General features: G+C 72.2%; 22 protein-coding genes and 7 tRNA genes. 12 read left to right on the top strand and 17 right to left on the bottom strand.

The annotated features are described in order from the left end of the window. The first annotated feature begins 54 nt into the window (after positions 1–54). Entirely contained in the window at positions 55–756 is a 702-nt protein-coding gene (locus tag ACFU9P_RS21725) for a potassium channel family protein (protein WP_376373304.1), read from the top strand. Between the two features lie 63 nt (positions 757–819). Here the strand turns inward: ACFU9P_RS21725 and thrS are convergent, their stop codons facing one another. The 3 genes from thrS to ACFU9P_RS21710 all read right to left on the bottom strand — a co-directional run bounded on the left by thrS (position 820) and on the right by ACFU9P_RS21710 (position 4,795). Continuing rightward, a complete protein-coding gene (gene thrS / locus ACFU9P_RS21720; protein ID WP_376373302.1) occupies positions 820–2,796 on the bottom strand; it encodes a threonine--tRNA ligase in 1,977 nt (658 codons plus the stop codon). A 131-nt stretch (positions 2,797–2,927) separates the two neighbouring features. Then, entirely contained in the window at positions 2,928–4,232 is a 1,305-nt protein-coding gene (locus ACFU9P_RS21715; RefSeq protein ID WP_384083260.1) for a hypothetical protein, read from the bottom strand. Next, a complete protein-coding gene (locus tag ACFU9P_RS21710) occupies positions 4,229–4,795 on the bottom strand; it encodes a DUF4365 domain-containing protein (protein WP_046505650.1) in 567 nt (188 codons plus the stop codon). Before ACFU9P_RS21710 ends, ACFU9P_RS21715 begins: the two co-directional genes overlap by 4 nt. Positions 4,796–4,983: 188 nt before the next feature. On the opposite strand from ACFU9P_RS21710, the gene ACFU9P_RS21705 reads away from it, so the two are divergent. Beyond that, positions 4,984–5,712 (top strand): 3'-5' exonuclease, encoded by a 729-nt coding sequence (locus ACFU9P_RS21705; protein WP_376373298.1) that lies wholly within the window; start codon positions 4,984–4,986, stop codon positions 5,710–5,712. A 118-nt stretch (positions 5,713–5,830) separates the two neighbouring features. Here ACFU9P_RS21705 and ACFU9P_RS21700 read toward each other — a convergent pair. Further along, positions 5,831–5,902 (bottom strand) — tRNA-Val (locus ACFU9P_RS21700). 153 nt (positions 5,903–6,055) lie between these two features. Between ACFU9P_RS21700 and ACFU9P_RS21695 the strand changes: the two genes are divergently transcribed. Then, the gene (locus ACFU9P_RS21695) at positions 6,056–8,428 is read left to right on the top strand and encodes an SCO7613 C-terminal domain-containing membrane protein (RefSeq protein WP_384083255.1); all 2,373 of its coding nucleotides are present in this window, start codon (positions 6,056–6,058) and stop codon (positions 8,426–8,428) included. A 69-nt stretch (positions 8,429–8,497) separates the two neighbouring features. Here the strand turns inward: ACFU9P_RS21695 and ACFU9P_RS21690 are convergent. Continuing rightward, a tRNA-Val gene (locus tag ACFU9P_RS21690) sits at positions 8,498–8,569 on the bottom strand. A 54-nt stretch (positions 8,570–8,623) separates the two neighbouring features. Continuing rightward, complete coding sequence (locus ACFU9P_RS21685) at positions 8,624–9,103, bottom strand: TIGR02611 family protein (RefSeq protein ID WP_376373292.1); 480 nt, start codon at positions 9,101–9,103, stop codon at positions 8,624–8,626. Between the two features lie 189 nt (positions 9,104–9,292). On the opposite strand from ACFU9P_RS21685, the gene ACFU9P_RS21680 reads away from it, so the two are divergent. Together ACFU9P_RS21680 and ACFU9P_RS21675 are read left to right on the top strand one after the other, a co-directional pair. Then, positions 9,293–9,706: an SsgA family sporulation/cell division regulator gene (locus tag ACFU9P_RS21680; RefSeq protein ID WP_003959770.1), complete on the top strand. Its 414-nt coding sequence runs from the start codon at positions 9,293–9,295 to the stop codon at positions 9,704–9,706. Between the two features lie 285 nt (positions 9,707–9,991). After that, positions 9,992–10,570: a CGNR zinc finger domain-containing protein gene (locus tag ACFU9P_RS21675; RefSeq protein ID WP_384083252.1), complete on the top strand. Its 579-nt coding sequence runs from the start codon at positions 9,992–9,994 to the stop codon at positions 10,568–10,570. Positions 10,571–10,573: 3 nt separating this feature from the next. On the opposite strand, the gene ACFU9P_RS21670 is transcribed toward ACFU9P_RS21675, so the two are convergent. Both ACFU9P_RS21670 and ACFU9P_RS21665 read right to left on the bottom strand, forming a co-directional pair. Continuing rightward, a complete protein-coding gene (locus ACFU9P_RS21670; RefSeq protein WP_198533903.1) occupies positions 10,574–10,726 on the bottom strand; it encodes a hypothetical protein in 153 nt (50 codons plus the stop codon). A gap of 196 nt (positions 10,727–10,922) precedes the next feature. Then, positions 10,923–11,369 carry a hypothetical protein gene (locus ACFU9P_RS21665; RefSeq protein ID WP_376373286.1) on the bottom strand — a complete coding sequence of 149 codons (447 nt, stop codon included), beginning with the start codon at positions 11,367–11,369 and terminating at the stop codon, positions 10,923–10,925. A gap of 176 nt (positions 11,370–11,545) precedes the next feature. Here ACFU9P_RS21665 and ACFU9P_RS21660 point away from each other — a divergent pair, with 176 nt between their 5' ends. Beyond that, on the top strand, positions 11,546–12,073 hold the full coding sequence (locus ACFU9P_RS21660; RefSeq protein WP_384083247.1) for a DsbA family protein: 528 nt from the start codon (positions 11,546–11,548) through the stop codon (positions 12,071–12,073). Here ACFU9P_RS21660 and ACFU9P_RS21655 read toward each other — a convergent pair. Genes ACFU9P_RS21655 through ACFU9P_RS21645 form a run of 3 tightly spaced genes read right to left on the bottom strand, consistent with a single transcriptional unit; the run spans position 12,070 to position 14,846 of the window. After that, positions 12,070–12,909, bottom strand: coding sequence for a GNAT family N-acetyltransferase (locus ACFU9P_RS21655; protein ID WP_384083244.1), 840 nt, complete (start codon positions 12,907–12,909; stop codon positions 12,070–12,072). The genes ACFU9P_RS21660 and ACFU9P_RS21655 overlap by 4 nt on opposite strands. Before the next feature lie 60 nt (positions 12,910–12,969). Next, positions 12,970–13,791, bottom strand: a complete 822-nt coding sequence (locus ACFU9P_RS21650; RefSeq protein ID WP_384083241.1) for an aminotransferase class IV — start codon at positions 13,789–13,791, stop codon at positions 12,970–12,972. Then, complete coding sequence (locus tag ACFU9P_RS21645; RefSeq protein ID WP_384083238.1) at positions 13,788–14,846, bottom strand: chorismate-binding protein; 1,059 nt, start codon at positions 14,844–14,846, stop codon at positions 13,788–13,790. Before ACFU9P_RS21645 ends, ACFU9P_RS21650 begins: the two co-directional genes overlap by 4 nt. Before the next feature lie 180 nt (positions 14,847–15,026). Here ACFU9P_RS21645 and ACFU9P_RS21640 point away from each other — a divergent pair. The 5 genes from ACFU9P_RS21640 (at position 15,027) to ACFU9P_RS21620 (ending at position 15,525) form a co-directional block, all read left to right on the top strand. Beyond that, a tRNA-Gly gene (locus tag ACFU9P_RS21640) sits at positions 15,027–15,099 on the top strand. Between the two features lie 37 nt (positions 15,100–15,136). Continuing rightward, positions 15,137–15,210 (top strand) — tRNA-Cys (locus ACFU9P_RS21635). Between the two features lies 1 nt (position 15,211). After that, a tRNA-Val gene (locus ACFU9P_RS21630) sits at positions 15,212–15,283 on the top strand. A gap of 32 nt (positions 15,284–15,315) precedes the next feature. Beyond that, positions 15,316–15,387 (top strand) — tRNA-Val (locus tag ACFU9P_RS21625). Positions 15,388–15,450: 63 nt separating this feature from the next. After that, positions 15,451–15,525: transfer RNA gene (locus ACFU9P_RS21620), tRNA-Val, on the top strand. Between the two features lie 63 nt (positions 15,526–15,588). On the opposite strand, the gene ACFU9P_RS21615 is transcribed toward ACFU9P_RS21620, so the two are convergent. The 4 genes from ACFU9P_RS21615 to ACFU9P_RS21600 form a co-directional block, all read right to left on the bottom strand. Further along, the gene (locus ACFU9P_RS21615; protein WP_376373271.1) at positions 15,589–15,870 is read right to left on the bottom strand and encodes a zf-TFIIB domain-containing protein; all 282 of its coding nucleotides are present in this window, start codon (positions 15,868–15,870) and stop codon (positions 15,589–15,591) included. A gap of 68 nt (positions 15,871–15,938) precedes the next feature. Then, positions 15,939–16,934: a phosphotransferase family protein gene (locus ACFU9P_RS21610; protein WP_384083235.1), complete on the bottom strand. Its 996-nt coding sequence runs from the start codon at positions 16,932–16,934 to the stop codon at positions 15,939–15,941. Between the two features lie 547 nt (positions 16,935–17,481). Next, entirely contained in the window at positions 17,482–17,688 is a 207-nt protein-coding gene (locus tag ACFU9P_RS21605) for a hypothetical protein (RefSeq protein WP_217309609.1), read from the bottom strand. Between the two features lie 266 nt (positions 17,689–17,954). Beyond that, a complete protein-coding gene (locus ACFU9P_RS21600) occupies positions 17,955–18,197 on the bottom strand; it encodes a hypothetical protein (RefSeq protein ID WP_376373266.1) in 243 nt (80 codons plus the stop codon). Positions 18,198–18,396: 199 nt separating this feature from the next. Between ACFU9P_RS21600 and ACFU9P_RS21595 the strand changes: the two genes are divergently transcribed. Then, positions 18,397–19,668 (top strand): serine/threonine-protein kinase, encoded by a 1,272-nt coding sequence (locus ACFU9P_RS21595; RefSeq protein ID WP_376373351.1) that lies wholly within the window; start codon positions 18,397–18,399, stop codon positions 19,666–19,668. A gap of 19 nt (positions 19,669–19,687) precedes the next feature. Here the strand turns inward: ACFU9P_RS21595 and ACFU9P_RS21590 are convergent, their stop codons facing one another. Both ACFU9P_RS21590 and cobA read right to left on the bottom strand, forming a co-directional pair. Continuing rightward, a complete protein-coding gene (locus ACFU9P_RS21590) occupies positions 19,688–20,506 on the bottom strand; it encodes a TrmH family RNA methyltransferase (RefSeq protein ID WP_376373263.1) in 819 nt (272 codons plus the stop codon). A gap of 77 nt (positions 20,507–20,583) precedes the next feature. Beyond that, positions 20,584–21,810 carry a uroporphyrinogen-III C-methyltransferase gene (cobA, locus tag ACFU9P_RS21585; protein WP_384083230.1) on the bottom strand — a complete coding sequence of 409 codons (1,227 nt, stop codon included), beginning with the start codon at positions 21,808–21,810 and terminating at the stop codon, positions 20,584–20,586. Between the last annotated feature and the right edge of the window lie 341 nt (positions 21,811–22,151).

The raw sequence follows: 22,151 nt of genomic DNA, 5'->3' as shown, positions 1-22,151 counted from the left end.
CGGAGAAGCGTGTCGTCGGGCCCTGATCCGGTGGCCTCCGGACATGCTGGGGCGATGCATGTCCGGAACGCATCCGACCGGCTGCTCCGCTGGGAGCGGCGCACGGATCTGCCGCTGTTCGCCGGCTCGCTGCTCTTCCTCGCCTGCTATGCGGTACGGGTCCTGCTCCCCGGCATCGGCCCGTTCTGGCGCGGCCTGACGCTGGGCCTGACCCTGCTGATCTGGGCGCTCTTCCTGCTGGACTACGTGGTACGGCTGCTGCTCAGCGGCGAGGGCCCGCGCTTCGTGCGGACCCACTTGCTGGACACGGTCGTTCTTGTCCTGCCCCTGCTGCGCCCGCTGCGGATCGTGAACACCTATCTCGCGGTGCAGCGCCGCCGCGACCGCCCCCGGCTCAGTCTGTACGGGCGGGTGATGGCGTACGCCGGGCTGGCCACGGGCCTGCTGAGCTTCGCCGCGGCGCTCGCCGTCTACGAACAGGAGCGGGGAGCCCCGGGCGCCACCGTCCGTACCTTCGGCGACGCCGTGTGGTGGGCCTGCGCGGCGATCACCACGGTCGGCTACGGCGATGTGACCCCGGTGACGCCGCTGGGCCGGGTGTACGCGGCGTGCCTGATGGGGTGCGGTGTGGCACTGCTGGGCGCGGTGACGGGCGCGTTCTCGTCGTGGCTGATCCAGGTCTTCGCGCGGGAGGACCGGGAGGACCAGAAGGACCGCGAAGGCGGTGCGAACGCGGAGAGGCCCCCGGGAAGCTGATCTCGCCTCCCGGGGGCCTCGCCGTACTCCTCCGTACACCCCTGTGTCACACCTGTACGCGTGTCACACCTGTACGCGGCGCTCCACCACATCCACCAGCTTGGCCAGCGCCTGGTCGCGCGGAATCCCGTTCTCCTGCGAGCCGTCGCGGTAGCGGAACGACACCGTACCCGCGTGCATGTCCTCGTCACCGACAATGATCATGAACGGCACCTTCTGGCGCTGCTGGTTCCTGATCTTCTTCTGCATACGGTCCGAGGACGCGTCCACCTCGACGCGCAGCCCCTTCCGCTTCGCCTCCGCCGCGAACTCCTGGAGGTACGGCACATGCGCGTCACCCACCGGGATGCCCACCGCCTGCACCGGCGCCAGCCACGCCGGGAACGCGCCCGCGTAGTGCTCAAGCAGGACCGCGAAGAACCGCTCGATGGAGCCGAAGAGCGCGCGGTGGATCATGACCGGCCGCTGCTTGGAGCCGTCCGGCGCGGTGTATTCGAGATCGAAGCGGTCGGGGAGGTTGAAGTCGAGCTGGATGGTCGACATCTGCCAGGTGCGCCCGATGGCGTCCCGCGCCTGCACCGAGATCTTCGGGCCGTAGAACGCGGCGCCGCCCGGGTCGGGGGTCAACGGCAGGCCCTGCTTCTCGGCCACCTTCCGCAGCACCTCGGTGGCCTCTTCCCAGGCCTCGTCCGAGCCGACGAACTTGGTCTCGTCCTTGGTCGACAGTTCCAGATAGAAGTCGGTCAGACCGTAGTCGCGCAGCAGGTTGAGCACGAAGGTCAGCGTCGAGTCCAGCTCGTCCGCCATCTGCTCACGGGTGCAGTAGATGTGCGCGTCGTCCTGGGTGAAGCCGCGGGCCCGGGTCAGACCGTGCACGACGCCCGACTTCTCGTACCGGTACACCGTCCCGAACTCGAAGAGGCGCAGAGGCAGTTCGCGGTAGGAGCGGCCCCGCGCGTCGAAGATCAGGTTGTGCATCGGGCAGTTCATGGGCTTGAGGTAGTAGTCCACGCCCTCGTCGAGCTGCATGGGCGGGTACATGCCGTCGGCGTACCAGTCGAGGTGGCCCGACTTCTCGAAGAGGTTCCCCTTGGTGGCGTGCGGGGTGTAGACGAACTCGTACCCCTCCTCCTCGTGCCGCCGCCGCGAGTAGTCCTCCATGGCCCGGCGTACGACACCGCCCTTGGGGTGGAAGACCGCCAGTCCGGAGCCGATCTCCTCCGGGATGGAGAACAGGTCGAGTTCGCTGCCGAGCTTGCGGTGGTCGCGCTTCTCCGCCTCCGCGAGGAATTCCAGATGCGCCTTCAGCTCTTCCTTCGACGGCCACGCGGTGCCGTAGATGCGCTGGAGCTGCTTGTTCTTCTCGCTGCCCCGCCAGTACGCCGACGCGTTCCGCATCAGCTTGAACGCCGGGATGTGCCGGGTGCTCGGCAGGTGCGGGCCGCGGCACAGGTCCTTCCAGCACAGCTCGCCGGTCTTGGCGTCAAGGTTGTCGTAGATGGTCAGCTCGCCGGCGCCGACCTCGACATCCGCGCCGTCCTCGGCCGACGCGGCGCCCTTGATGCCGATCAGCTCCAGCTTGTACGGCTCGCCGGCCAGCTCCGCGCGCGCCTCCTCGTCGGTGACGACGCGCCGCGAGAAGCGCTGGCCGCGCTTCTGGATCTCCTGCATCTTCTTCTCGATGGCCTTGAGGTCATCGGGGTGGAAGGGGGCCGCCACATCGAAGTCGTAGTAGAAGCCGTCCCTGACCGGCGGGCCGATACCCAGCTTGGCCTCGGGGAACAGCTCCTGCACGGCCTGCGCCATGACATGCGCTGTGGAGTGGCGCAGGATGTTGAGCCCGTCCTCGGAGGAGATCTCGACGGGCTCGACGATCTCGCCGTCGGCGGGCTCGTACGCGAGGTCCTTCAGCTCGCCGCCGACGCGCGCGGCGATCACGGAGCGCTCGCCGGGGAAGAGCTCGGCCGCCGTAGTGCCCGTCGTCACCACGCGCTCTTCCCGCTCGGAATCGCGTTGGATGATCACACGGACGTCTGACACCGGTCTCTCCTGACTCTGGGGCGCGGCAGCGGACACTGCGCGTCTGAATCGTACCGAGCCGGGAGGGCCGCTCGCGAAGCGATTGACCGGGCGGGACCAGGCAGGCCGGCGGACCGGCCCGCTCGCCGCCGTCAGTCGCCCCCGCCGCAGACCTCTTCGAAGTAGTCCAGATTCTCCTGGAGCGACTTCATCAGCCGGTCCCGCTCCGCCTCGTCGACCTGGACGGGCACCACCCCGCTGGCGTCGGTGAGCCTGCGGAACCCGCCGCGGCTCTCCAGCCGGCCGACCACCCGGATCGGCAGTCCGAGAAGGTGCGCCTGGCCCGCGACGCGGTACGACTCCTCGTCGAGCGCGACCCGTACGTGCGGGATCTCGGCGCCCGCGAGGACCCGCAGCCGTACGGATCCGTCGCCGCCGGGACCGGCCCGGCGCATCCGGATCACGGCGCCGGTGATCCGTACCGGTACGGACGGCTCGTCGCGCAGATAGCGCTTGCCCGCCTCGCGCAGCGCGGGCAGATCGCCGGGCGAGAACTCCACCGGCTCGGGACGGGCGGCGCACCCCTCGGGCACGCCCGCGCCGGGGGCCCAGGCCAGCGCGACCCGGGCGCCCTCCGTGCCGCGGACGAGCGCCACCAGCGCCTCGGTCAGCTCGCGGCTCACCCCCGCCTCCACCGCGGAGTCGAAGGCCTCCATGCCGCCGGTGGCCCGCTGGTAGTCGGTGGCCTCGCGGGCCGCCGACAGCGCGTGATGGAGCCGTACGGCCACGGCCCGCCCGGTCGTCACCGGCAGGAAGGCGGTCAGCTCGCGCCCTGCGGGGGCGGGTCCGACCAGCACCCCGTCGAGGGACTCCTGCGCCTGCCTGCGGTGGCGCGCTCCGTAATACCCGGCCCTGCCGCGTACGGCGAGCGCTCCGGCGAGCAGTAACTGCCGGGCCGCCGTACGGAGCTGTTCCTGTACGGTCCACTCCGCCGCGCCCGAGGGCCCCGGCGGCACATCGCGCCACCAGCGGATCTCGTCGCTCGGCACGGCGAGGCCGACCAGCACCTCGCGCGCGGACGGCGCCGCGCTGTGGGTGAGTGCGGTGAGGGCCTCGGCCAGCAGGTCCTCGCAGTCGGGGAAGGCCCGGCTCTCGGGCACGAGCAGGCTCGTACCGCGGGAGCCAGGACCCGGTGGTGTCCAGCGGGCATAGCGCCCGGGGGCCCCGCCGCGCCGCCGCCAGCCGTGCCGGGCGAGCAGCGCGCCGAGGACAACGGGATCGGTCCTGGCGGGGTCAGGTCCCGGCGCCGCTCCCCCGTCGAACCTGTCAGGGGGCTCGGCCCCGCCGAAGGCGCCGCCCTCGCTGAGAGGGTCGGCGCCGGACAGCGGATCCGGCAGGTCGATCGGCGTGTGGGACGCATGGGAACGAACTGGCTCGTCGGACGGCCAGCGCATCATGGTCTCCCTCCCGACCCGACACGGGTCATGATCTCGCAGAGCGCCCGGTCGTCGAAGATCCGCGCGGTGGGCACCCGCACCGTGGTGCGGTAGCGGCCGGTCACCGGATGGCCGGCCAGATTGGTCCAGTAGCAGCAGTGTCTGAGGTCGAGCCGGTCATGGCTGGCGCGCAGCCATTCGTCCTGGGTCCTGGGCACGAGCATCACGACCAGGATCTTGTGCACGGAGACCGGGGTACGGGCGAGTTTGACGAGGTGGGCGTTGTCGAGGGTGAAGGAGAAGGCGGGGCCCGCCGGGTGCGGCGGAATCTGGTAGGTGCATTTGAGCTGCACCTTGATGGTGACTTCGTCGTCCACGAGATGTCCTGGCGCGCTGTGACTCACGTGCCAGTCGATGCCGTTGTCGGGAAAGGGCTGGCTGAGTGAGCAGCCCGCGGCGGCGGCAACTGCGTGGAGGTAGCCCACCTGGAGAGTCTCCATGCAGGCGGTGGTGGCGAGCGCTCCTCGCAGCGGTGCCATCCGCTCGGGCAGCAGCCCACCCGGTTCGGGCTTGGCGAGCGCCATGGCTCAGGGTGCCTTCCGGGCCGTACCGGTCAGTTGGAGCGACGGGACGTCAACTCACGTACCCGACAACAGTGTTGTCACCGTGTGGAGCCCGCCGTAAACGGCGCGTACCGAACATGCTGTCCGGGTATCACCGGTTCGGGCAGTGGCCGGACGCCATCTGCCGCTCAGGCGCGAGGAGTTCGGGGATGACGCGTTGGTATGAAGGCCCGTTGGCAGCGTTCGACACCGAGACAACAGGGGTGGACGTCGAGCAGGACCGGATCGTTTCGGCCGCGCTCGTCGTCCAGGACATGGCAGGCGGCAGGCCGCGGGTGACCCGCTGGCTGATCGATCCGGGGGTGCCCGTGCCCGCGGCCGCCACCGAAGTGCACGGTCTGACGGACGACTTCCTGCACCGCAACGGGCGCTGGCCGGCGCCGGCAGTGGAGGAGATGGCCAGGGCGCTGGCCGAGCAGTGCGGCGCGGGCCGGCCGCTGGTGGTGATGAACGCGCCGTTCGATCTGACCATCCTGGACCGGGAGTTGCGGCGGCACCGGGCTTCGTCCCTGGGGCGCTGCCTGGAGCATGTGCCGCTCTGTGTGCTGGATCCACGGGTCCTGGACAAGCACCTGGACCGCTATCGCAAGGGCCGCCGTACGCTGACCGATCTGTGCGCGCATTACGGGGTGGAGCTGGACGGGGCGCATGACGCGGCCGTCGACGCGGTGGCGGCGCTGGAGGTGGTACGGGCGGTGGGCCGGCGGTTCGCGACCCGGCTGGAGCGGCTGAGCGCCCCCGAGCTGCATACGCTCCAGGCGGTGTGGCACGCGGCACAGGCGCGGGGCCTCCAGGCGTGGTTCTCGCGCAACGGCACGGAGGAGGCGGTGGACCCGGCCTGGCCGCTCCGCCCCGAACTGCCCGCCGCGGCGGCCTGACCACGGGGAGGCGCTGACTGTCCGCAGGCCGTTCGTCTGTTGTCCGTCCGCAGTCCGTCCGATGTCCGTCCGAACGCGCGAAGGCCGGTCCGTCTGTTGACGGACCGGCCTTTCCCGGTGGGCGATACTGGTTTCGAACCAGTGACCTCTTCGGTGTGAACGAAGCGCTCTCCCACTGAGCTAATCGCCCGGGAACGCACTGAACCTTACAGGTCCCGGCAGGTGTCCTTCAAACCCGTTGCGAACCGGCGAACCGGATGTGAAGCGGGCGCCGGGTACTCATGGCCGGATCTGAGTACGGGAGCCCATGGCAGGGCGTGTGGCGCGGACCACACTCGCGTCCATGGAGAATGTTCCGCCGCCCGCCCATGAGCTGGCGCTCATCGATCAGGAACTGGCCCGACTCGACACACGCAGAGGCCAGTTGCTGGCGCGCCGGGCGTATCTGCTGAGTGCCACGGCTCGGCCGGCGCAGACCGTACGCCCGGTCACACCCGAGCCCTCCCCGCCGGCCGGCGCGCAGAATGTACTGCTCCTGCTGGGCGGGGTGCTGCTGGCGGTCGCCGCGATCGCCTTCACCCTCGTGAGCTGGGGCCATATGGGGATCGGCGGCCGCGCGGCGGTGCTGACCGGGGTGACCGCCCTGGCCCTCGCCGCCCCGGTGCCACTGCTGCGCCGCGGTCTGCGCTCGACGGCCGAGGCGGTGGCCGCGCTGGGTCTGGTGCTCACGGTCCTCGACGCGTACGCGCTGTACCGGGTGGCGCTCCCGGACACCGACGGAATCGGCTATACGGCGGCGGCCACCGCTGTCCTGGCCGTGCTCTGGGCCGGGTACGGTACGGCTCTCCCCGCCCTGCGCGGCCCGCTGCCCGCCGCCGTGCTGACGGCCCAACTCCCGCTCCCCCTCTGGGCGCTGGCCGCCGGCGCCACGCCGCTGACGATCGCCTGGGCGCTGCTGGTGACGGCCGCGCTGGACACGGCGGCCGCGCTGTGGGCGGGGTCTCGTACGGTACGGGCCTTCGCGGGCGCCACCGCCTGGGTGACCGCGAGCGGGGCGCTGCTGTGGGGCGGGACGCTGTCCGTCCTGGCGGAGACACCGGCCGAGGCGTTCCGCCCGGCCGTGCTGCTGCTCGCGGCGGCGGCCCTGGGGCTCTTCGTGGCCCGCCGGGCGGGTGGAGTCGCGCTCGCCTGCGCGGTCGTGGCGGGCCTGGCGGGGGTCACCGCGGTCGGCGGTGTGATCCGTACGGCGGTCCCGGAGGACTGGGCCGTTCCGGGCTATCTGCTGTGCGGGATCGCGCTGCTCGCAGCCGTACGGACCCGGCTCGCGCGGCCGGTCGTACGGGGGCTGACATGGGCGGCCGGGGCAGTGCTGGGCGTGTCGGTGTTGTGGGCGCTGCCGTCGGTGGGAGTGGCGCTGCTGGGCGGACTTGCCCGTGTCCCGGAGATCTGGACGGGCACACCGGCAGTGTCATGGCCGTACCAGCCCGCGGCGCCGGTGGTTCTGCTGGTGGCGGCCGGGGCGCTGACGGCTTGGGCGTACCGTCCGCTGCCCGACGCCTGGGGCGAGGAAAACGGCCTGCGGACGCCCGCGCTCTGCGGTGCCGTCGCGCTGGGCTGGGCGGGTGTGCTGGTGCTGCCGCTGGTCCTGGCCCCGGCCTACCCGGTCACGGTGGCCGTGCCACTGCTGCTGACGGCGGCCCTGCTCGCGCCGGCCGTCCACCCCCGGATCCCCGCAGACTCGCCGGCGGCGGTCACCGCACTGTGCTGTGCCACGCTGGGCTCGGTCGGTGGCGCGCTGCTTTCGCTGGGCACCCGGCCCGCGACGGTGACCGCGCTCGCGGTGCTGACGGCCCTGTTCGCCGCTGCCACGGTGGGCGCTGTGCGTGCAGGGACCCAGAGGGCGGTCAGCGCGGCCCTCGCCTGTACGGCCGTCGGGTACGCGACCGCTCTGGTGGCCGCCGCGTCCGCGGCAGCCGGGCTGTCCGCCGAACACACCGCCGTAACCCTCCTCGTGGTACCCGCGGCGGCGGCCCTGCTGAGCGCACGGCCGCGTACCCGACCGGTGGCGATGCCGGTCGAGATCACCGCGGCCGGTGCGGCGCTCCTCGCGGTGGCCCTGGCTTCGCGGCAGGTACCCGTACTGGCCCTGGTGCTCGCGCTGTGCGGGGTGATCGCGGCGGGTACGGCCATCCGCCCCGAGCGCAGAAAGGCGGCCGGGTACGCCGCGGCGGCGCTCTTCGTCCTGGCCACCTGGGTACGGCTGGCCGCCTCGGAGGTGTCGGTGCCCGAGGCGTACACCCTGCCCGTGACCGTCCCCGCGCTCGCCGTCGGCCTGCTGCGGAGCCGCCGCGACCCGGCGGCCTCGTCCTGGACGGCGTACGGCCCGGGCCTGGCGTCGACGCTGCTGCCGAGCCTGCTGGCGGCCTGGGGCGACACCCACTGGGCGCGCCCGCTGCTGCTGGGGCTCGCGGCCCTGGCCCTCACCCTCGCGGGCGCCCGGCTGAGCCTCCAGGCACCGCTGCTGCTCGGCGGTACGGTCCTCGCCCTGGTGGCCCTGCACGAGCTGGCGCCGTACGTCGTCCAGGTCGTGGACGCACTCCCCCGCTGGCTGCCCCCGGCCCTCGCGGGCCTGCTCCTGCTGGCGACGGGGGCCACGTACGAACAACGCCTCAAGGACGCGCGGAGGCTCCGCAGGAGCCTGAACCGGATGCACTGAGCAGGCGGGAACAACGACGAGGGCGACGTGGCTCGCGCCTTCCGCGAGCACACGCCGCCCTCGATCTTGTGGGCGATACTGGGTTCGAACCAGTGACCTCTTCGGTGTGAACGAAGCGCTCTCCCACTGAGCTAATCGCCCGGGCGCACCGCACACATTACCCGATGTCAGCGGCGCTCTCCGACGCGCGCCGGGTCACTCGTCGATCTTCCAGGGCACGACGATCCCGAACTTCCAGAGGTAGATCGCGAGGAGCACGACGATGATCACCAGACCGATCGCCGTCAGGATCATGTTCCGCCGACGGACCTTCGGATCGAGCGCCTTCTGCGCCGCTTCCGTCACTTTCCGTTTGGTCCAGCGCAGGACCAATTGGGCCCAGACGAATTCGGTCGCCCAGATCGCCATCCCGCCGAAGATCACCAGCCAGCCGGGCCCCGGCAGCACGAGCATGGACACGCCCGCCGCGACGACCGCGAGGCCTACCACAAAAACGCCGACCTGCCAGCTCAGATGGAGGGGCCGCGACGCCTTGACGAATCCCGGTGCCCGCGAGCCCAGCTCCGGCTCCGCCCCGGCCGCCGGATCCGCCGCCCCTTCGGGGGTCTTGCCGGCCGCGCCCTCCGCGGCCTCCGGTACGACGACGCGCCCCCGCTCGTCACTCTCCGCATGCATAAGACCAACCTACCTGAACGCCGGACATCACCGGAATGGCCGTATGGCCTGAAGTCACACACCGCTGTACGAGGTACCTGAAGCTGCACAAAAGAGACAGAGGGGTTTACAACGGCACTATAGGTGGCATGTCGAATTCGCCGACGTGCGAATCCCCGAGCGCACACTGAGCGAAAGGCCCTGGCGCTTATGAACACCACGGTCAGCTGCGAGCTGCACCTGCGCCTCGTTGTATCGAGCGAGTCCTCACTGCCTGTACCAGCGGGCCTGCGGTATGACACGGCCGATCCTTACGCCGTGCACGCCACCTTCCACACTGGAGCCGAAGAGACGGTCGAGTGGGTTTTCGCCCGAGACCTTCTCGCCGAGGGGCTGCATCGGCCCACCGGCACCGGCGACGTCCGGGTCTGGCCTTCCCGCAGCCATGGTCAGGGCGTCGTCTGTATCGCATTGAGCTCTCCAGAGGGCGAAGCGTTGCTGGAGGCCCCGGCGCGGGCCCTGGAGTCGTTCCTCAAAAGGACCGACGCCGCGGTGCCGCCGGGCACCGAGCATCGTCACTTCGATCTCGACACGGAGCTCTCACACATCCTGGCCGAGAGCTGAGCCAGGCAGAGGGCTGCTCGGCGCCGTCCGACTCGGGGAGACGGCGCCGTGCGGACAACCGCATACGGAGGACACCGACGCCGTCGCCGCGGCCCCACCGCGACGACGGCGTCGATGCGTTCCCACAGCCGTTCCACAGTGCTTCCCTCAGCTGATCCCACGGCCGCCCCCGCGGCCGTTCCCGCGGGCGCCCGGCTCCCGGTGCCCGCCACGCCCGCACCGGCCAGCCGCTAAAGTCAGCGGGATTCGGCGGGCACCGGCCCGCGTGAGGCCAGGGAGCGGATCGTGCTGATTCCCCACGACACCCGGATCGCCCTCGACACCGTGGTCGATCTGGTGAACACCGCGCCGGAGGACGGTACGGGCGGTGCGCGGGACGGCACTCCCGACGGGCTGGCGGACATAGAGGCGCTGTACGCCTTCGTACGGAGCCACAGTCTCAGCGGGGTCGGTGACCTCGGCCGCCGCGATCTGCGGGCCGTACGGGAGGTACGGGCGCGGTTCGCGGAGGTGTTCGCGGCGCCGGACGCGCGCGCCGCGGCCGATCTGATCAACCGGCTGGTCGCCGCCGCGGGGACGACGCCGCAGCTCACCGACCACGACGGCTACGACTGGCATGTGCACTACTTCGCGCCGGGCGCCTCGGTCGCCGATCATCTCGCCGCCGACTGCGGCATGGCCCTGGCGTTCATGGTCGTGGCCGGTGAGCAGGAGCGGCTGCGCCGCTGCGAGGCCCCGGACTGCGGGCACGCGTTCGTCGACCTGTCGCGCAACCGCTCGCGCCGTTACTGCGACAGCCGGACCTGCGGCAACAGGCTGCATGTGGCCGCGTACCGGGCTCGCCGCAAAGAAGCGGCCGGCTGAGCCTCACAGCAGGAACAGATCGTGCACCGCTGCCATCAGCAGCAGCGAGCCGATCACCGCCAGAAAGATCATCAACGGCGGCTGGGAGAGCGCGAAAAGGCAACCGCGCTGCTCATCGGTGGGAACGGGGGTTTCATCCCGGGAGGTATCGAGCATCTCGGGGCGATCATGACGTACCGCGGACCCCGCCAATGACCAACACGCGTTTTCGGCGCGGGAGTTCATCATATTCCGTGGACAAAGGACCGGAACCGCCGCGGAAACGGCGCCCACCTGCGATGCTCTCCCGAATCACGGCGACCGTGGCCGCCGGGCTCCCGGCGCCGGGCCCGCCGCGCCGGGGGCCGACGGGTCAGATGCCGTGCTTCTTGAGGATGGCCTCGATGTCGCTGAAGTCGTCGGCGGGCTGTACGGCCGGCTCCTTGGTCCCGGGCCGGGCGACCGGCTTGGCACCGGGGCCCAGCGAGGGCGCCGAGGCCGCCGGTTCGACCGCTCCCTGGCGCGCCGCCCTGGCGGCTTCCTTGCGCTCCTTACGGGTACGGCCGCCGCGCCGCTCCACCAGGCGCGTCGTCATGAAGAGCAGCCAGGCCACCGCGAGCAGCCCGAAGCCCAGCCAGGCCACCGGGCTGAAGGCGGTGTTGGCGGCCCACTTCACCAGGCCTGTCATCACCAGGGCCACGGGGACCAGCGCGTACGCCAGGATCCGGGTGGCGGCGAGGAAACGCCTGCGGTAGGCCGTGACCGCGGCGATGCCCACGCCCGCCGCTGACACCGCAGAGCAAATGGTCTCGGCAATCATCGGATCCTCCCGGCAGCGCGCGCTTCATCGGCCGAACATTGTTCCGCTCTCCATCCTGCACCTGAGGACCGCATCGGGGCCACGGTGAGCCCGCGGATCTCGGGGACATCTCGGGGACGCGTCCTCCCCAGGTCCCGGTTGCGCGCCCGGGCCCGGCGTACTGGGAGACTGGTCCCATGAGCGACTTCACCACCGCCGGACCCGTCGTCCTCGACGTCTGGTTCGACCTCCAGTGCCCGGACTGCCGCACCGCCCTGGACGATCTGCGCGCCCTGCGTGCCCGGTACGGCGACCAGCTGGAGACCCGGCTGCGGCACTTCCCGCTGGAGCGCCACAAGTACGCGTACGCCGCCGCACAGGCCGCCGAGGAGGCCGCCGAGCAGGGCAAGGGCTGGGAGTACGCGGAGGCCCTGCTGGCCAGGACCGCCGAGCTGGCGGCCGGGGGCGAGCCGGTTCTGCTGGAGGTGGCGCGGGGGCTGGGGCTGGACGCCGAGGAGTTCGACACCGCCCTGATCGACGGCCGGCATCTGCTGGCCGTCGACGCCGACCAGGCCGAGGGCAAGGCGCTCCGGGTGACCGGCACCCCGACGTACATCATCGGCGACGAGCGCCTCGACGGCGGCAAGGGGCAGGAGGGGCTGCGCGAGCGGATCGAGCAGGCCGCCGACCGGCTGCTGGCGGCCCGCGCCCGGCACAGCCGCTAGAGGAGCTGTTTGAAGTAGTTGACGGAGGTCGTCTCGTACCCGAGCGATTCGTACAGCCGGATCGCCGGGGTGTTGCCCGCGAAGACATGCAGCCCGAGCAGCTCCGAACCGGACTCCAGGGCGATCCCCTCGGCGAGCAGCATCAGCGCCCGGCCGAACCCCTTGCCACGCCGGCCCTCGGTGACGGCCACGTCGTACACGTACGATCCGGGCCGGCCGGGGCGTACCTCCCGGGGTGCGACCCAGACATGGCCGACCACCGCGCCCTCGTGGACCAGGACGTTCAGCGAGACGCCGGGGGTGGCGAGTCCGGCGGGCAGCAGCTTGCGGTGGCTGGCCTCGGCCAGGGCGCGGGCCTGGTCCGGCGGGGTGCCGCGGTCGGCCCAGCTCCGCGCGTACCCGTCGACGGCCTGCGCGTGCCAGAGGCCGTACTCCGTCTCGTTCATGGGACGGCCCTCGACGCCCGGCGGGAGTGCGGGCGGGCCGGACGGGAGTTCCTTGTCCATGTTGCGGCTGCGTTCGACGTAGCCGAGGGACTCCAGCATGCGCAGCGCGGCTACGGCGGAGGGCGGTACGGAGGCCTCTACCTGCCCGCAGCCCCAGCCGCGCAGCACCTCCTCCGCGGCGAGCGCGGCGACGGTGGCCCGGCCGCGGCGCCGGTCGGGCTCGTCGATCCGGAGCCCGCGGATGGTCCCGGCGGTACTGCCGGAGCCGGGGTCCGTGGAGAGTTCTATGGAGCCGACGGGACGGCTGTTCACGCAGACCTCGTAGGAGCGCGTTTTCCCGCCGTCGTCGGTGTGCCGGAGCGGCCCGGTCGGCCGCAGGGTGGTGGTCATCAGGGGAGTTGTACCCGTCGTACGAGGCGGAGTCATCCGGTTAATGGGGCCCGGGCGCCCTCAGGGGTCCAGGTCGGCCCCGGAGCGCTCGTCGAAGAGGCACATCGCCTTGCCGGTCACCGGGCCGGGTGCGCCCGGGAGTTGACGGCCGTCGACCCGGTGGACGGCCTGCACGTCACGCAGGGTCGAGGTCAGGAAGATCTCGTCCGCGCGCTCCAGCACGTCCAGCGGCAGATCGGTCTCGCGCGCCCCGGCCCACTCGGCTGTCAGGAGGCGGGTGATACCGGCGAGACAGCCGGAGGAGAGGGGCGGGGTGTGCAGCTCGCCGTCGAGGACGACGAAGACATTGGAGCCCGTGCCCTCGCAGAGCGCGCCGACGGTATTGGCGAACAGCGCCTCGGACGCGCCCTGTTCGTGCGCACGGGCGAGCGCGACGACGTTCTCGGCGTACGAGGTGGTCTTGAGCCCGGCCAGCGCGCCGCGCTCGTTCCGGGTCCAGGGGACGGTGATGACGGCGGTGGAGTCCGCGCGGCGCGTCGCCGCACTGGCCGCGACGACCAGGGTGGGGCCCTCGTCGCCACGGTCGGAGCCGAGCGGGGAGAGTCCGCCGGTGTAGGTGATCCTCAGCCGTGCGAGCGGCATGGGGTTGGCGTCGAGGACGGCCGTACAGGCGTGCCGTACCTCGTCCAGGTCCGGTTCCGGCAGGCCGAGGCCGCGGGCCGAGCGTGCCAGCCGGTCGAGATGGCGGGTGAGGGCGAAGGGCTTGCCCTGGACGGCCTTGACCGTCTCGAAGATACCGTCGCCCACGGTCAGTCCATGATCGAACACGGACACCAGGGCGGCTTCCGCCGTGAGCAGTCCGCCGTTGACCCATAGCTTCATGACGCCGTCCTTCCGCTCGCCTCGTACGCGCCCGACGCTATCGCGAGCAGCCGGGACGCCTTCAGTTCGGTCTCCTCCCACTCCCCCTCGGGGTCGGACCCCCAGGTGATCCCGGCGCCGGCGCCGAAGCGCAGGACGGGCCCCGGCGCGGTGGTGCGGTCGATCCAGAACGTACGGATGCCGACGGCCAGCGCGGCGGTGCCGCGGTCGGCGTCGACCCAGCCGACGCCCCCGCAATAGGGACCGCGCGGCGCCGTCTCCAGCTCTTCGATGATCCTCAGGGCGCTGGACTTGGGGGCGCCGCTGACCGAGCCGGGCGGGAAGGTCGCGGAGAGCAGCTCCGGCCAGCCGGCCCCCTCGGCGAGTTCGCCCCGTACGGTCGAGACGAGATGGACCAGCCCGGGGTGCGACTCCAGTGCGCACAGGGCCGGAACGGTGACGGAGCCGGTGGAGGAGACCCGGCCGAGATCATTGCGGACCAGGTCCACGATCATCACGTTCTCGGCGTAGTCCTTCTCCAGCAGGTCCGCCGCGGTACGGGCGGTGCCCTTGATCGGCCCGGACTCGACGGTGCTGCCTGTACGGCGCAGAAACAGCTCGGGCGAGGCGGTGGCGATCTCCACGCCGTGCGCGGGCAGCCGGACCGTTCCGGCGTACGGGGCCGGGTTGTCGCGCGCGAGCAGCGAGGTCAGCGCGTCGACATCGGACGCGGCCGGGTCGGGCAGCGGCGCGGAGAGCACACGGCAGAGGTTGACCTGGTAGACGTCACCGGCCGCGATGTACTCGCGGATACGGCGCACACCCGCGGTGTACGCGGTGTGACCGAGCGATGACGTCCAGTCGCCGGGGGCGGGGCCGCGCCACTGGCCCGGTACGGGGATGGGCACCGGTTCGGCCCGTACGTCGCCGAAGCGGGCACAGGTGATACGGCCCTCGAAGTCCGCGGCGACAGCCCAGAAACCGGCGGAGCCCAGCGCCTCCGGATCATGGGTGACATCCCGCAGATCCGTGGCGAGAAGGGCGCCGAATCGGGCCATGGGAACCAGGTCATGCACGGTTGCGAGTCTAGTTCCCCGCCGGTCACGGCACTGGAACAGGCTCTGTTGGGGCGCTCCGGTCTGAACGCACGGCGAACGCACCCCAGCACGCTGCGGAAACGGGTTTTTGTGCTGGCTCCGGAATCCGCTAGAGTTCAGCATGTCGCCGGGCCGTGCAGACGGGCCGGGAAACGACAGGCGGACGTGGCTCAGTTGGTAGAGCATCACCTTGCCAAGGTGAGGGTCGCGAGTTCGAATCTCGTCGTCCGCTCGATATGGGGGATCTTGATCCCCGCCCCCATGCTCCTGGTGGAGTGGCCGAGAGGCGAGGCAACGGCCTGCAAAGCCGTCTACACGGGTTCAAATCCCGTCTCCACCTCCAAGGACGATTAGCTCAGCGGGAGAGCGCTTCCCTGACACGGAAGAGGTCACTGGTTCAATCCCAGTATCGTCCACTGAATCCGTTCGGTTATTCCGGTGGATTCCCGCGCGATTAGCTCAGCGGGAGAGCGCTTCCCTGACACGGAAGAGGTCACTGGTTCAATCCCAGTATCGCGCACGCAAGGCCTGTGCATGTCGCCGCGAGTCCGCTGCCGCAAGGCGTGGGGATGCGGGTTGACCTGCGCGATTAGCTCAGCGGGAGAGCGCTTCCCTGACACGGAAGAGGTCACTGGTTCAATCCCAGTATCGCGCACCACTGAAAGCCCCCGGTCGTCTCGGATTCGACGACCGGGGGCTTTGTTGTGAGGCTTTGGAATTCTCAGGAGGAGAAGAGCAACCGGCCGAAGCTCTTCTGGCGGTGGTGACCGCCGTGGTGGCCGCCGTGGTGCGGGGCGCCCCAGGCGGGGGCGGAGGCCGCCGGGTAGGCCTGCGGGGCCGGCGGCACGGGCGGGGCGGGCTGCGCCCACTGCGACTCCAGACGGGTCAGGGCCTCCAGCTCGCCGTAGTCGAGGAAGATCCCCCGGCAGCCGCTGCACTGCTCTATCTGAACGCCATTGCGGTTGTACGTATGCATCGCTGCATGGCACTTGGGACACTGCATCGTCGGCTCAGCTCCTCGCCGTTCGTCCGGCATCGCCGGAACATGCTCCCGGCGACGGTCGGTTCAGCCTACGACGAGGAGGCGGACTCGGGGGCGGACTCCAACTGCGGCGGTAGCGCGGCGATCCGGGCACAGGCGTCGACGAGCAGGCGCTCGACCTCGTCCAGATCCCGGTTCTCCGCGGCGGACTTGGCGATCGCGAGGGCGGCGGTCTGGACGGTGAGGGCGCGGGCGGGGATGTCGAGCCGGGGCCAGGGGTCGTCCGCCAGGGGCGCGGCGGGGCCGCGGGCGGCGCGGTAGGCGCCGAGGAAGCGCTGCCAGATCTCCGGGGGCAGCAGCCCCGCGGCGTACCAGGCGGCGGGGCGTGCCAAGTCCCAGGCGGGGTCGCCGATTCCGAGGTCGTCCACATCGATGAGCAGCCAGGGGCCGTCGGGCGCGGGGTGGCGTACGAGCTGGCCGAGGTGCAGATCGCCGTGGCAGAGGGCGTACGGGCCGGGCGGCGCCGCTTCGTCGCGCGCCCAGGCGGGGAGCCGCTCCCAGGCGCGCTGTACGGGTACGGCGGCGGGGCACGGTCCGGCGGCCCGCATCCGCGCGACGGCGCGGGCGGCTTTGGCGGGGCCGCGCATGTACGGCAGGCCGCCGGCCCGCACGGCTTCCAGCGGTACGGAGTGCAGCCGGGCGACGAGCGTGCCCGCCTGCTCCCAGGGGGCGCCCTCGGGGTCGTCGGGGTCGACGGGGGCACCGTAGGGCCACGCGGTGACGGGCCGCCCGGCGGCGTTCTCGGCGGCCTGGGCGTCCGTGGCGAGCGGCGGCAGCAGGATCCCGGCGAGCCGCGGATGTGCGGCGACGGCGAGCCTGGCGCGGTGGTCCAGGGGGTCCGTGGCCTCGGCGTGCGCCTTGGCGACGGCTGTCCCGTGCCGTACGACGACCCCGCCACCGCGCTGCGCGAGCACGGCGTCGGCATCTCCGCAGGCAGAACAGCGCGCCGGATCCGCCCCGGGATCCCCGGCATGGGCGGCCCGCCGGGCGACAAGCCCCAGCGCACGGACAACGGCCTTGCTCATGGCGCCCTCCTCCCCCGGTACGAAATGCCCGCATGCCTGCACGAGGACCCTACGTCGGGCCGGGGCCGGAAGGGACGGCCGGGCACCGGGGACAGCGGCGCCGGCACCGGACGCGGGCGCCAGGGTCTTTCGTTTGGGTCTGGCTGGATCAGGGAGCGCCCGCCGCGGGAGCGGCTGATGTCACTGCGGGCACACGAGCCCAGCAAGACCCAAACGAGAGGCCCTAGGCGCCCCGGATCCGGGCTCGGCCATCGGCCGAGATGTCTGCGCGCGCCGATACAGCCGCGGCGGGAGCCCGGGCTCCACTCGGGGCCCGGCCGGGAGCCGGGTGCCGCCGCGCTCGGCTGATTCGGCCTGCGCCAGGACCGCGGGACGCGCACCCACGTACAGGCCTCTCACGGCCGCCCGACCGTGCCCGGGCAGCGCGATGGCCGGTCGGCTCCCCAGCTGACCGGCCAAACGCTGCCGTCCGCCGCACCCCCGTCCCCACGGGGTTGTTGGCCGGATGTCCCCGACCCGGGCCGCTCTCCCGGGTCCGGGGCGCCGCTCAGCGCCCCAGCATCACGCCCACGGACGACGCCTGTGTGACCACCGCGTCCCAGCCGCCGAAGACGACTACGAGCAGGGTCGCCAGGGGAAGGACCATGGCCGTCGCCACCAGCGGGTGGCGTGTGCCGGACCGGCGTTCGCCGAACGCCGCGAACGCCTTGCGTCCCTGCGTACGGATCGCTGCCCGCGGTGCCGTGCCCGCCATGGTCCCTCTCCCTGTCTGTCCCGAGAGCGGCGAGTGTCGGACCTCGGGGGACGAACTGCTGCACCCGCCGCTTGACCTCAACACTAGGGACACGGCGCGCCCCGGACGTCATGCCCGCGTACCCATTGACGGGCCTCCCAGGGGATGAGCCACCGGCAGGTGGTGTACTCCCCAGGGTGGAGAGCGGGGTCCAGGTCTGGGGGTCTTCCCTGAGGGGCCAGAGCCTCTCGTTTGGATCTTGCCGGTCTCAACCCGAACGAAGGACCCTACTCCGGCGGCCGCTCCGAGGAGTCCTGCCGGGGCACCGGCTGCTCCACCAGCGCGAGCACGCGCGTGGCCATGAACCGGGCCGTCCTGACCACCGATCCATTGCGGGTGACTTCGCTCACTTCCACCACGCCCCGGCGCACCGCCGTCTCCACCCGGCGGCCCGCCCTGCTCGCCACCACTTCATACGTACGGGTCGTGTCCCCCGCGTCCACGACTATCTCCACCCGGTCACCCTTCACGATCCAATCCCCCTTCTGCGACGGACCATTGAGATCTCGCACGGGCTGGAAGGACTTGGGATCCGCCGTCCTCCCGCCACTTACCAAGTTTCCCACCCCGCACTGACAATCGGTCGGTCCGCGAGGGCGCGGCCTATGAGCGCGCCGGGGCGCGGGTACGTAAGCTGTGCCACGTCACACGGACGACCGGGCAGCGGGGATGGACATGGCGATGATGCGGCTCCGGCGCGAGGACCCGCGTGTCGTCGGTTCGTTCCGGCTCCACCGGCGGCTTGGCGCCGGCGGTATGGGCGTCGTCTATCTGGGGTCCGACCGGCGCGGGCAGCGCGTCGCGCTGAAGGTGATCCGCCCGGATCTGGCGGAGGACCAGGAGTTCCGGTCGCGGTTCGCGCGCGAGGTGTCCGCCGCGCGGCGGATCCGCGGCGGCTGTACGGCACGGCTGGTGGCCGCGGATCTCGAAGCGGACCGGCCGTGGTTCGCCACCCAGTACGTGCCGGGCCCCTCGCTGCACGACAAGGTCGCCGAGGACGGCCCGCTGCCGGCCGCCGAGGTGGCCTCCGTGGGCGCGGCGCTCTCCGAGGGCCTGGTGGCCGTGCACGAGGCCGGGGTCGTCCACCGCGATCTCAAGCCGTCGAACATCCTGCTGTCCCCCAAGGGCCCCCGCATCATCGACTTCGGCATCGCCTGGGCGACCGGCGCGAGCACGCTGACGCATGTGGGTACAGCGGTCGGGTCGCCCGGGTTCCTCGCCCCCGAGCAGGTGCGGGGCGCGGCGGTGACCCCGGCGACGGATGTGTTCTCGCTGGGGGCGACGCTCGCGTACGCCGCGACCGCCGACTCGCCCTTCGGGCACGGGAGTTCGGAGGTCATGCTCTACCGGGTGGTCCATGAGGAGGCGCATCTGCACGGGGTGCCCGACGCCCTCGCGCCGCTGCTGCGCGCCTGTCTCGCCAAGGACCCGGACGAGCGTCCCAGCACGCTCCAACTGTCCATGCGGCTCAAGGAGATCGCGGCCAGGGAGGTCCAGGGGCTCTCGGCGGGCCGGCCGCCCGCGCAGCGGGTGCGCGAGGCCCAGGAACTGCCGACGGGGCGGCTGACCGAGCGGTACACGGAGCGCGAGCGCATCGTGGTCGAGCGTGGCCCCCAGGGCCGTACTCCGAGCGGTACGGGCGGCTCCTCCGGTCCCGTCGGCTCGTCCGGGTCCCGCCCGAGGGCCCCGAAGGCCCCCAACGCACCCAGCTCGGGGGGCTCGTCGTCGCGTACCGGCGGTTCCCGTACGGGTGGTTCGCGCCCGTCGCAGTCGCGCGGCGGCGGGACCGGGCGTACGGGCGGAGGCCGGCCCACCGGGCCGCGGACGACCTCGGGCGGGCGGCGGCCCGCCAATCCTCGGCTGCTGCGGCAGCGGCTGATCGTCTTCGTCGTGGTGACGCTCGTGGTGGCGCTGGGGATCGCGGCGGCGCAGCAGCTCTGAGCCCGCCGCCGCACGGCCTTCAGCTCTCCGGCCGGCCTGCTGTGACCGCGTAGAAGGCCACCGCGGCCGCCGCACCGACATTCAGCGAGTCCACCCCGTGCGCCATGGGGATACGGACCCACTCGTCGGCGGCGCGCAGCGCCCGTACGGAAAGGCCCTCGCCCTCGGCGCCCAGCATCAGCGCGACACGCTCCAGCCGGTGCGGCGCGGCCTCGTCGATGGCGGAGGCCCGCTCGTCGGGGGTGAGCGCCAGCAGTCTGAACCCCGCTTCCCGAACGGTGTCCAGCGCGCCCGGCCAGCCGTCGAGCCGGGCGTACGGTACGGAGAACACCGCGCCCATCGAGACCTTCACCGAGCGGCGGTAGAGCGGGTCGGCGCAGTCCGGGGAGAGCAGGACGGCGTCCATGCCGAGGGCGGCGGCGCTGCGGAAGATCGCGCCGATATTGGTGTGGTCGTTGACCGCCTCCATGACGGCGACGCGGCGGGCCGTACGGAGCACCTCGGCGACCGCCGGAAGCGGCTTGCGGCGCATGGAGGCGAGGGCGCCGCGGTGGACGTGGTAGCCGGTGACGCGTTCGGCGAGGGCGGGGCTCACCTCGTACACCGGGGCCGGAGTCCCGTCGATGACATCCCGCATGGTGTCGACCCACTTCGCGGACAGCAGCATCGACCGCATCTCGTAACCGGCTTCGCGGGAGCGGCGGATGACCTTCTCGCCCTCGGCGATGAACAGCCCTTCGGCGGGCTCGCGCCTGCGGCGCAGTTCGACGTCGGTGAGGTCGGTGTAGTCGTGCAGGCGAGGGTCGTCGGGGTCGTCGATGGTGATGAGGTGGGCCACGGGGTGATGACTGCCTTGTCCGGTGGGTAGGTGGGGGCGTCTGTGGGTGCCCGGGGGCATCCGGCGGCTGGGGCGGCTCAGTGCCGGCCGTCGCCGAGGGCGACCACGTCGCCGATGACGATGACGGCGGGCGGCCGTACCTCCTCGGTCCGTACCGTCTCCGCCACGGTCGCGAGTGTGGCGTCGACCCGCCGCTGGGCGGCCGTGGTGCCCTCCTGGATCAGCGCGACGGGCGTCTCCGGCGCCTTGCCGTGCGCGACGAGCGCCTCGGCGATGGCGCCGATCTTGTCGACGGCCATCAGCAGGACGAGCGTGCCGTGCAGCCGGGCGAGCGCCGCCCAGTCGACCAGCGAGCGCTCGTCGTCCGGGGCGACATGGCCGCTGACCACGGTGAACTCATGGGCGACTCCCCGGTGGGTGACGGGGATTCCGGCGGCGGCGGGCACGCTGATGGAGCTGGAGATGCCGGGCACGACGGTGCAGGGGATGCCGGCCTCGGCGAGGGCGTGGACCTCTTCCATGCCGCGGCCGAAGACGAAGGGGTCGCCGCCCTTGAGGCGGACCACGGCCTTGCCCGCCTTGGCGTGCTCTATCAGCGCGTCGTTGATGGCCCGCTGGGCCATGGCACGGCCGTACGGGATCTTCGCGGCGTCCACCACCTCGACGTGCGGCGGGAGTTCGTCGAGCAGGCCGCGCGGGCCGAGGCGGTCGGCGATCACGACATCCGCCTCGGCGAGGAGCCTGCGGCCACGCACGGTGATCAGGTCGGGGTCGCCGGGGCCGCCACCGACGAGGGCGACGCCGGGGGTGCGGGTGCGGTGGTGGGGCGCGGCGAGCGTGCCGTCGCGCAGGCCCTCGACGATGGCGTCCCGCAGGGCGGCGGAGCGGCGGGGGTCGCGGCCGGTCAGTACGGCGACGGTGACGCCCTCGCTGCGGCCGGTGGCGGGGGTCCAGGCGGTGGCGGCCTCGGCGTCGTCGCTCCGTACGCACCAGACGCGGTTGCGTTCGGCCTCGGCGGAGGCGGTGCGGTTGGCGACGGGGTCGCTGGAGGCGATGAGGGCGTACCAGGCGTCGGTGAGGTCGCCCTCTTCGTACCGGCGGCGCTCCCAGCGGATCTCACCGGCCTCGGCCATGGCCTCGACGGACGCCTTGGCGGAGGGCGACACCAGCACGATGTCGGCGCCGGCCGCGATGAGCGCGGGCAGCCTGCGCTGCGCGACCTGCCCGCCGCCGACGACAACGACGCGCCGCCCGGACAGGCGGAGTCCGACGGGGTAGGCGGGGTGCTCGGCGTGCTGGGACATGGGGGTGCGGGCTCCTCGGGCGGTGAAGCGGCTGGTGGGGCGGGGTGCGGTGCCGTCGCCCACCTTACGGGGAGGCGCGGCGCCGGTCACGATCGCGGCGGCCTCGGCCCCTGCGGGGGGCTTTGTCCCCTCCCCGCCCCTACCCGATTCCGGGGCAAGCCCCGGCCCCCAAGGGCGTGCGGGGTCTGCCGCCCCCACGCCCCGACAGCGCCGGCTTCGCGGCACGGATAAACGGGGCGGGCCCTGCGGTCCGGGAGGCGGACGGGGGCTGCGGCCCGGGCCCATGGCGTGTGGCGGCCCTGCACACCGTAGGGCGTATCCGCCGCGAGTCCGACAGCACG

This window comes from Streptomyces sp. NPDC057617, from assembly GCF_042800555.1.
Taxonomy (GTDB): Bacteria; Actinomycetota; Actinomycetes; order Streptomycetales; family Streptomycetaceae; genus Streptomyces.
Note: the sequence above shows the minus strand (reverse complement) of the source record. Positions and strands in the feature narration are given on the sequence as shown.

What these genes read in the sequence shown, in the direction of transcription:
- ACFU9P_RS21725 (WP_376373304.1), top strand. Translation starts at nt 55, where the DNA reads ATGCATGTCCGGAACGCATCCGACCGGCTGCTCCGCTGGGAGCGGCGC.
- ACFU9P_RS21715 (WP_384083260.1), bottom strand. Translation starts at nt 4,232, where the DNA reads ATGATGCGCTGGCCGTCCGACGAGCCAGTTCGTTCCCATGCGTCCCAC.
- ACFU9P_RS21710 (WP_046505650.1), bottom strand. Translation starts at nt 4,795, where the DNA reads ATGGCGCTCGCCAAGCCCGAACCGGGTGGGCTGCTGCCCGAGCGGATG.
- ACFU9P_RS21705 (WP_376373298.1), top strand. Translation starts at nt 4,984, where the DNA reads ATGACGCGTTGGTATGAAGGCCCGTTGGCAGCGTTCGACACCGAGACA.
- ACFU9P_RS21695 (WP_384083255.1), top strand. Translation starts at nt 6,056, where the DNA reads ATGGAGAATGTTCCGCCGCCCGCCCATGAGCTGGCGCTCATCGATCAG.
- ACFU9P_RS21685 (WP_376373292.1), bottom strand. Translation starts at nt 9,103, where the DNA reads ATGCATGCGGAGAGTGACGAGCGGGGGCGCGTCGTCGTACCGGAGGCC.
- ACFU9P_RS21680 (WP_003959770.1), top strand. Translation starts at nt 9,293, where the DNA reads ATGAACACCACGGTCAGCTGCGAGCTGCACCTGCGCCTCGTTGTATCG.
- ACFU9P_RS21670 (WP_198533903.1), bottom strand. Translation starts at nt 10,726, where the DNA reads ATGCTCGATACCTCCCGGGATGAAACCCCCGTTCCCACCGATGAGCAG.
- ACFU9P_RS21665 (WP_376373286.1), bottom strand. Translation starts at nt 11,369, where the DNA reads ATGATTGCCGAGACCATTTGCTCTGCGGTGTCAGCGGCGGGCGTGGGC.
- ACFU9P_RS21660 (WP_384083247.1), top strand. Translation starts at nt 11,546, where the DNA reads ATGAGCGACTTCACCACCGCCGGACCCGTCGTCCTCGACGTCTGGTTC.
- ACFU9P_RS21655 (WP_384083244.1), bottom strand. Translation starts at nt 12,909, where the DNA reads ATGACCACCACCCTGCGGCCGACCGGGCCGCTCCGGCACACCGACGAC.
- ACFU9P_RS21650 (WP_384083241.1), bottom strand. Translation starts at nt 13,791, where the DNA reads ATGAAGCTATGGGTCAACGGCGGACTGCTCACGGCGGAAGCCGCCCTG.
- ACFU9P_RS21615 (WP_376373271.1), bottom strand. Translation starts at nt 15,870, where the DNA reads ATGCAGTGTCCCAAGTGCCATGCAGCGATGCATACGTACAACCGCAAT.
- ACFU9P_RS21610 (WP_384083235.1), bottom strand. Translation starts at nt 16,934, where the DNA reads ATGAGCAAGGCCGTTGTCCGTGCGCTGGGGCTTGTCGCCCGGCGGGCC.
- ACFU9P_RS21605 (WP_217309609.1), bottom strand. Translation starts at nt 17,688, where the DNA reads ATGGCGGGCACGGCACCGCGGGCAGCGATCCGTACGCAGGGACGCAAG.
- ACFU9P_RS21595 (WP_376373351.1), top strand. Translation starts at nt 18,397, where the DNA reads ATGGACATGGCGATGATGCGGCTCCGGCGCGAGGACCCGCGTGTCGTC.
- cobA (WP_384083230.1), bottom strand. Translation starts at nt 21,810, where the DNA reads ATGTCCCAGCACGCCGAGCACCCCGCCTACCCCGTCGGACTCCGCCTG.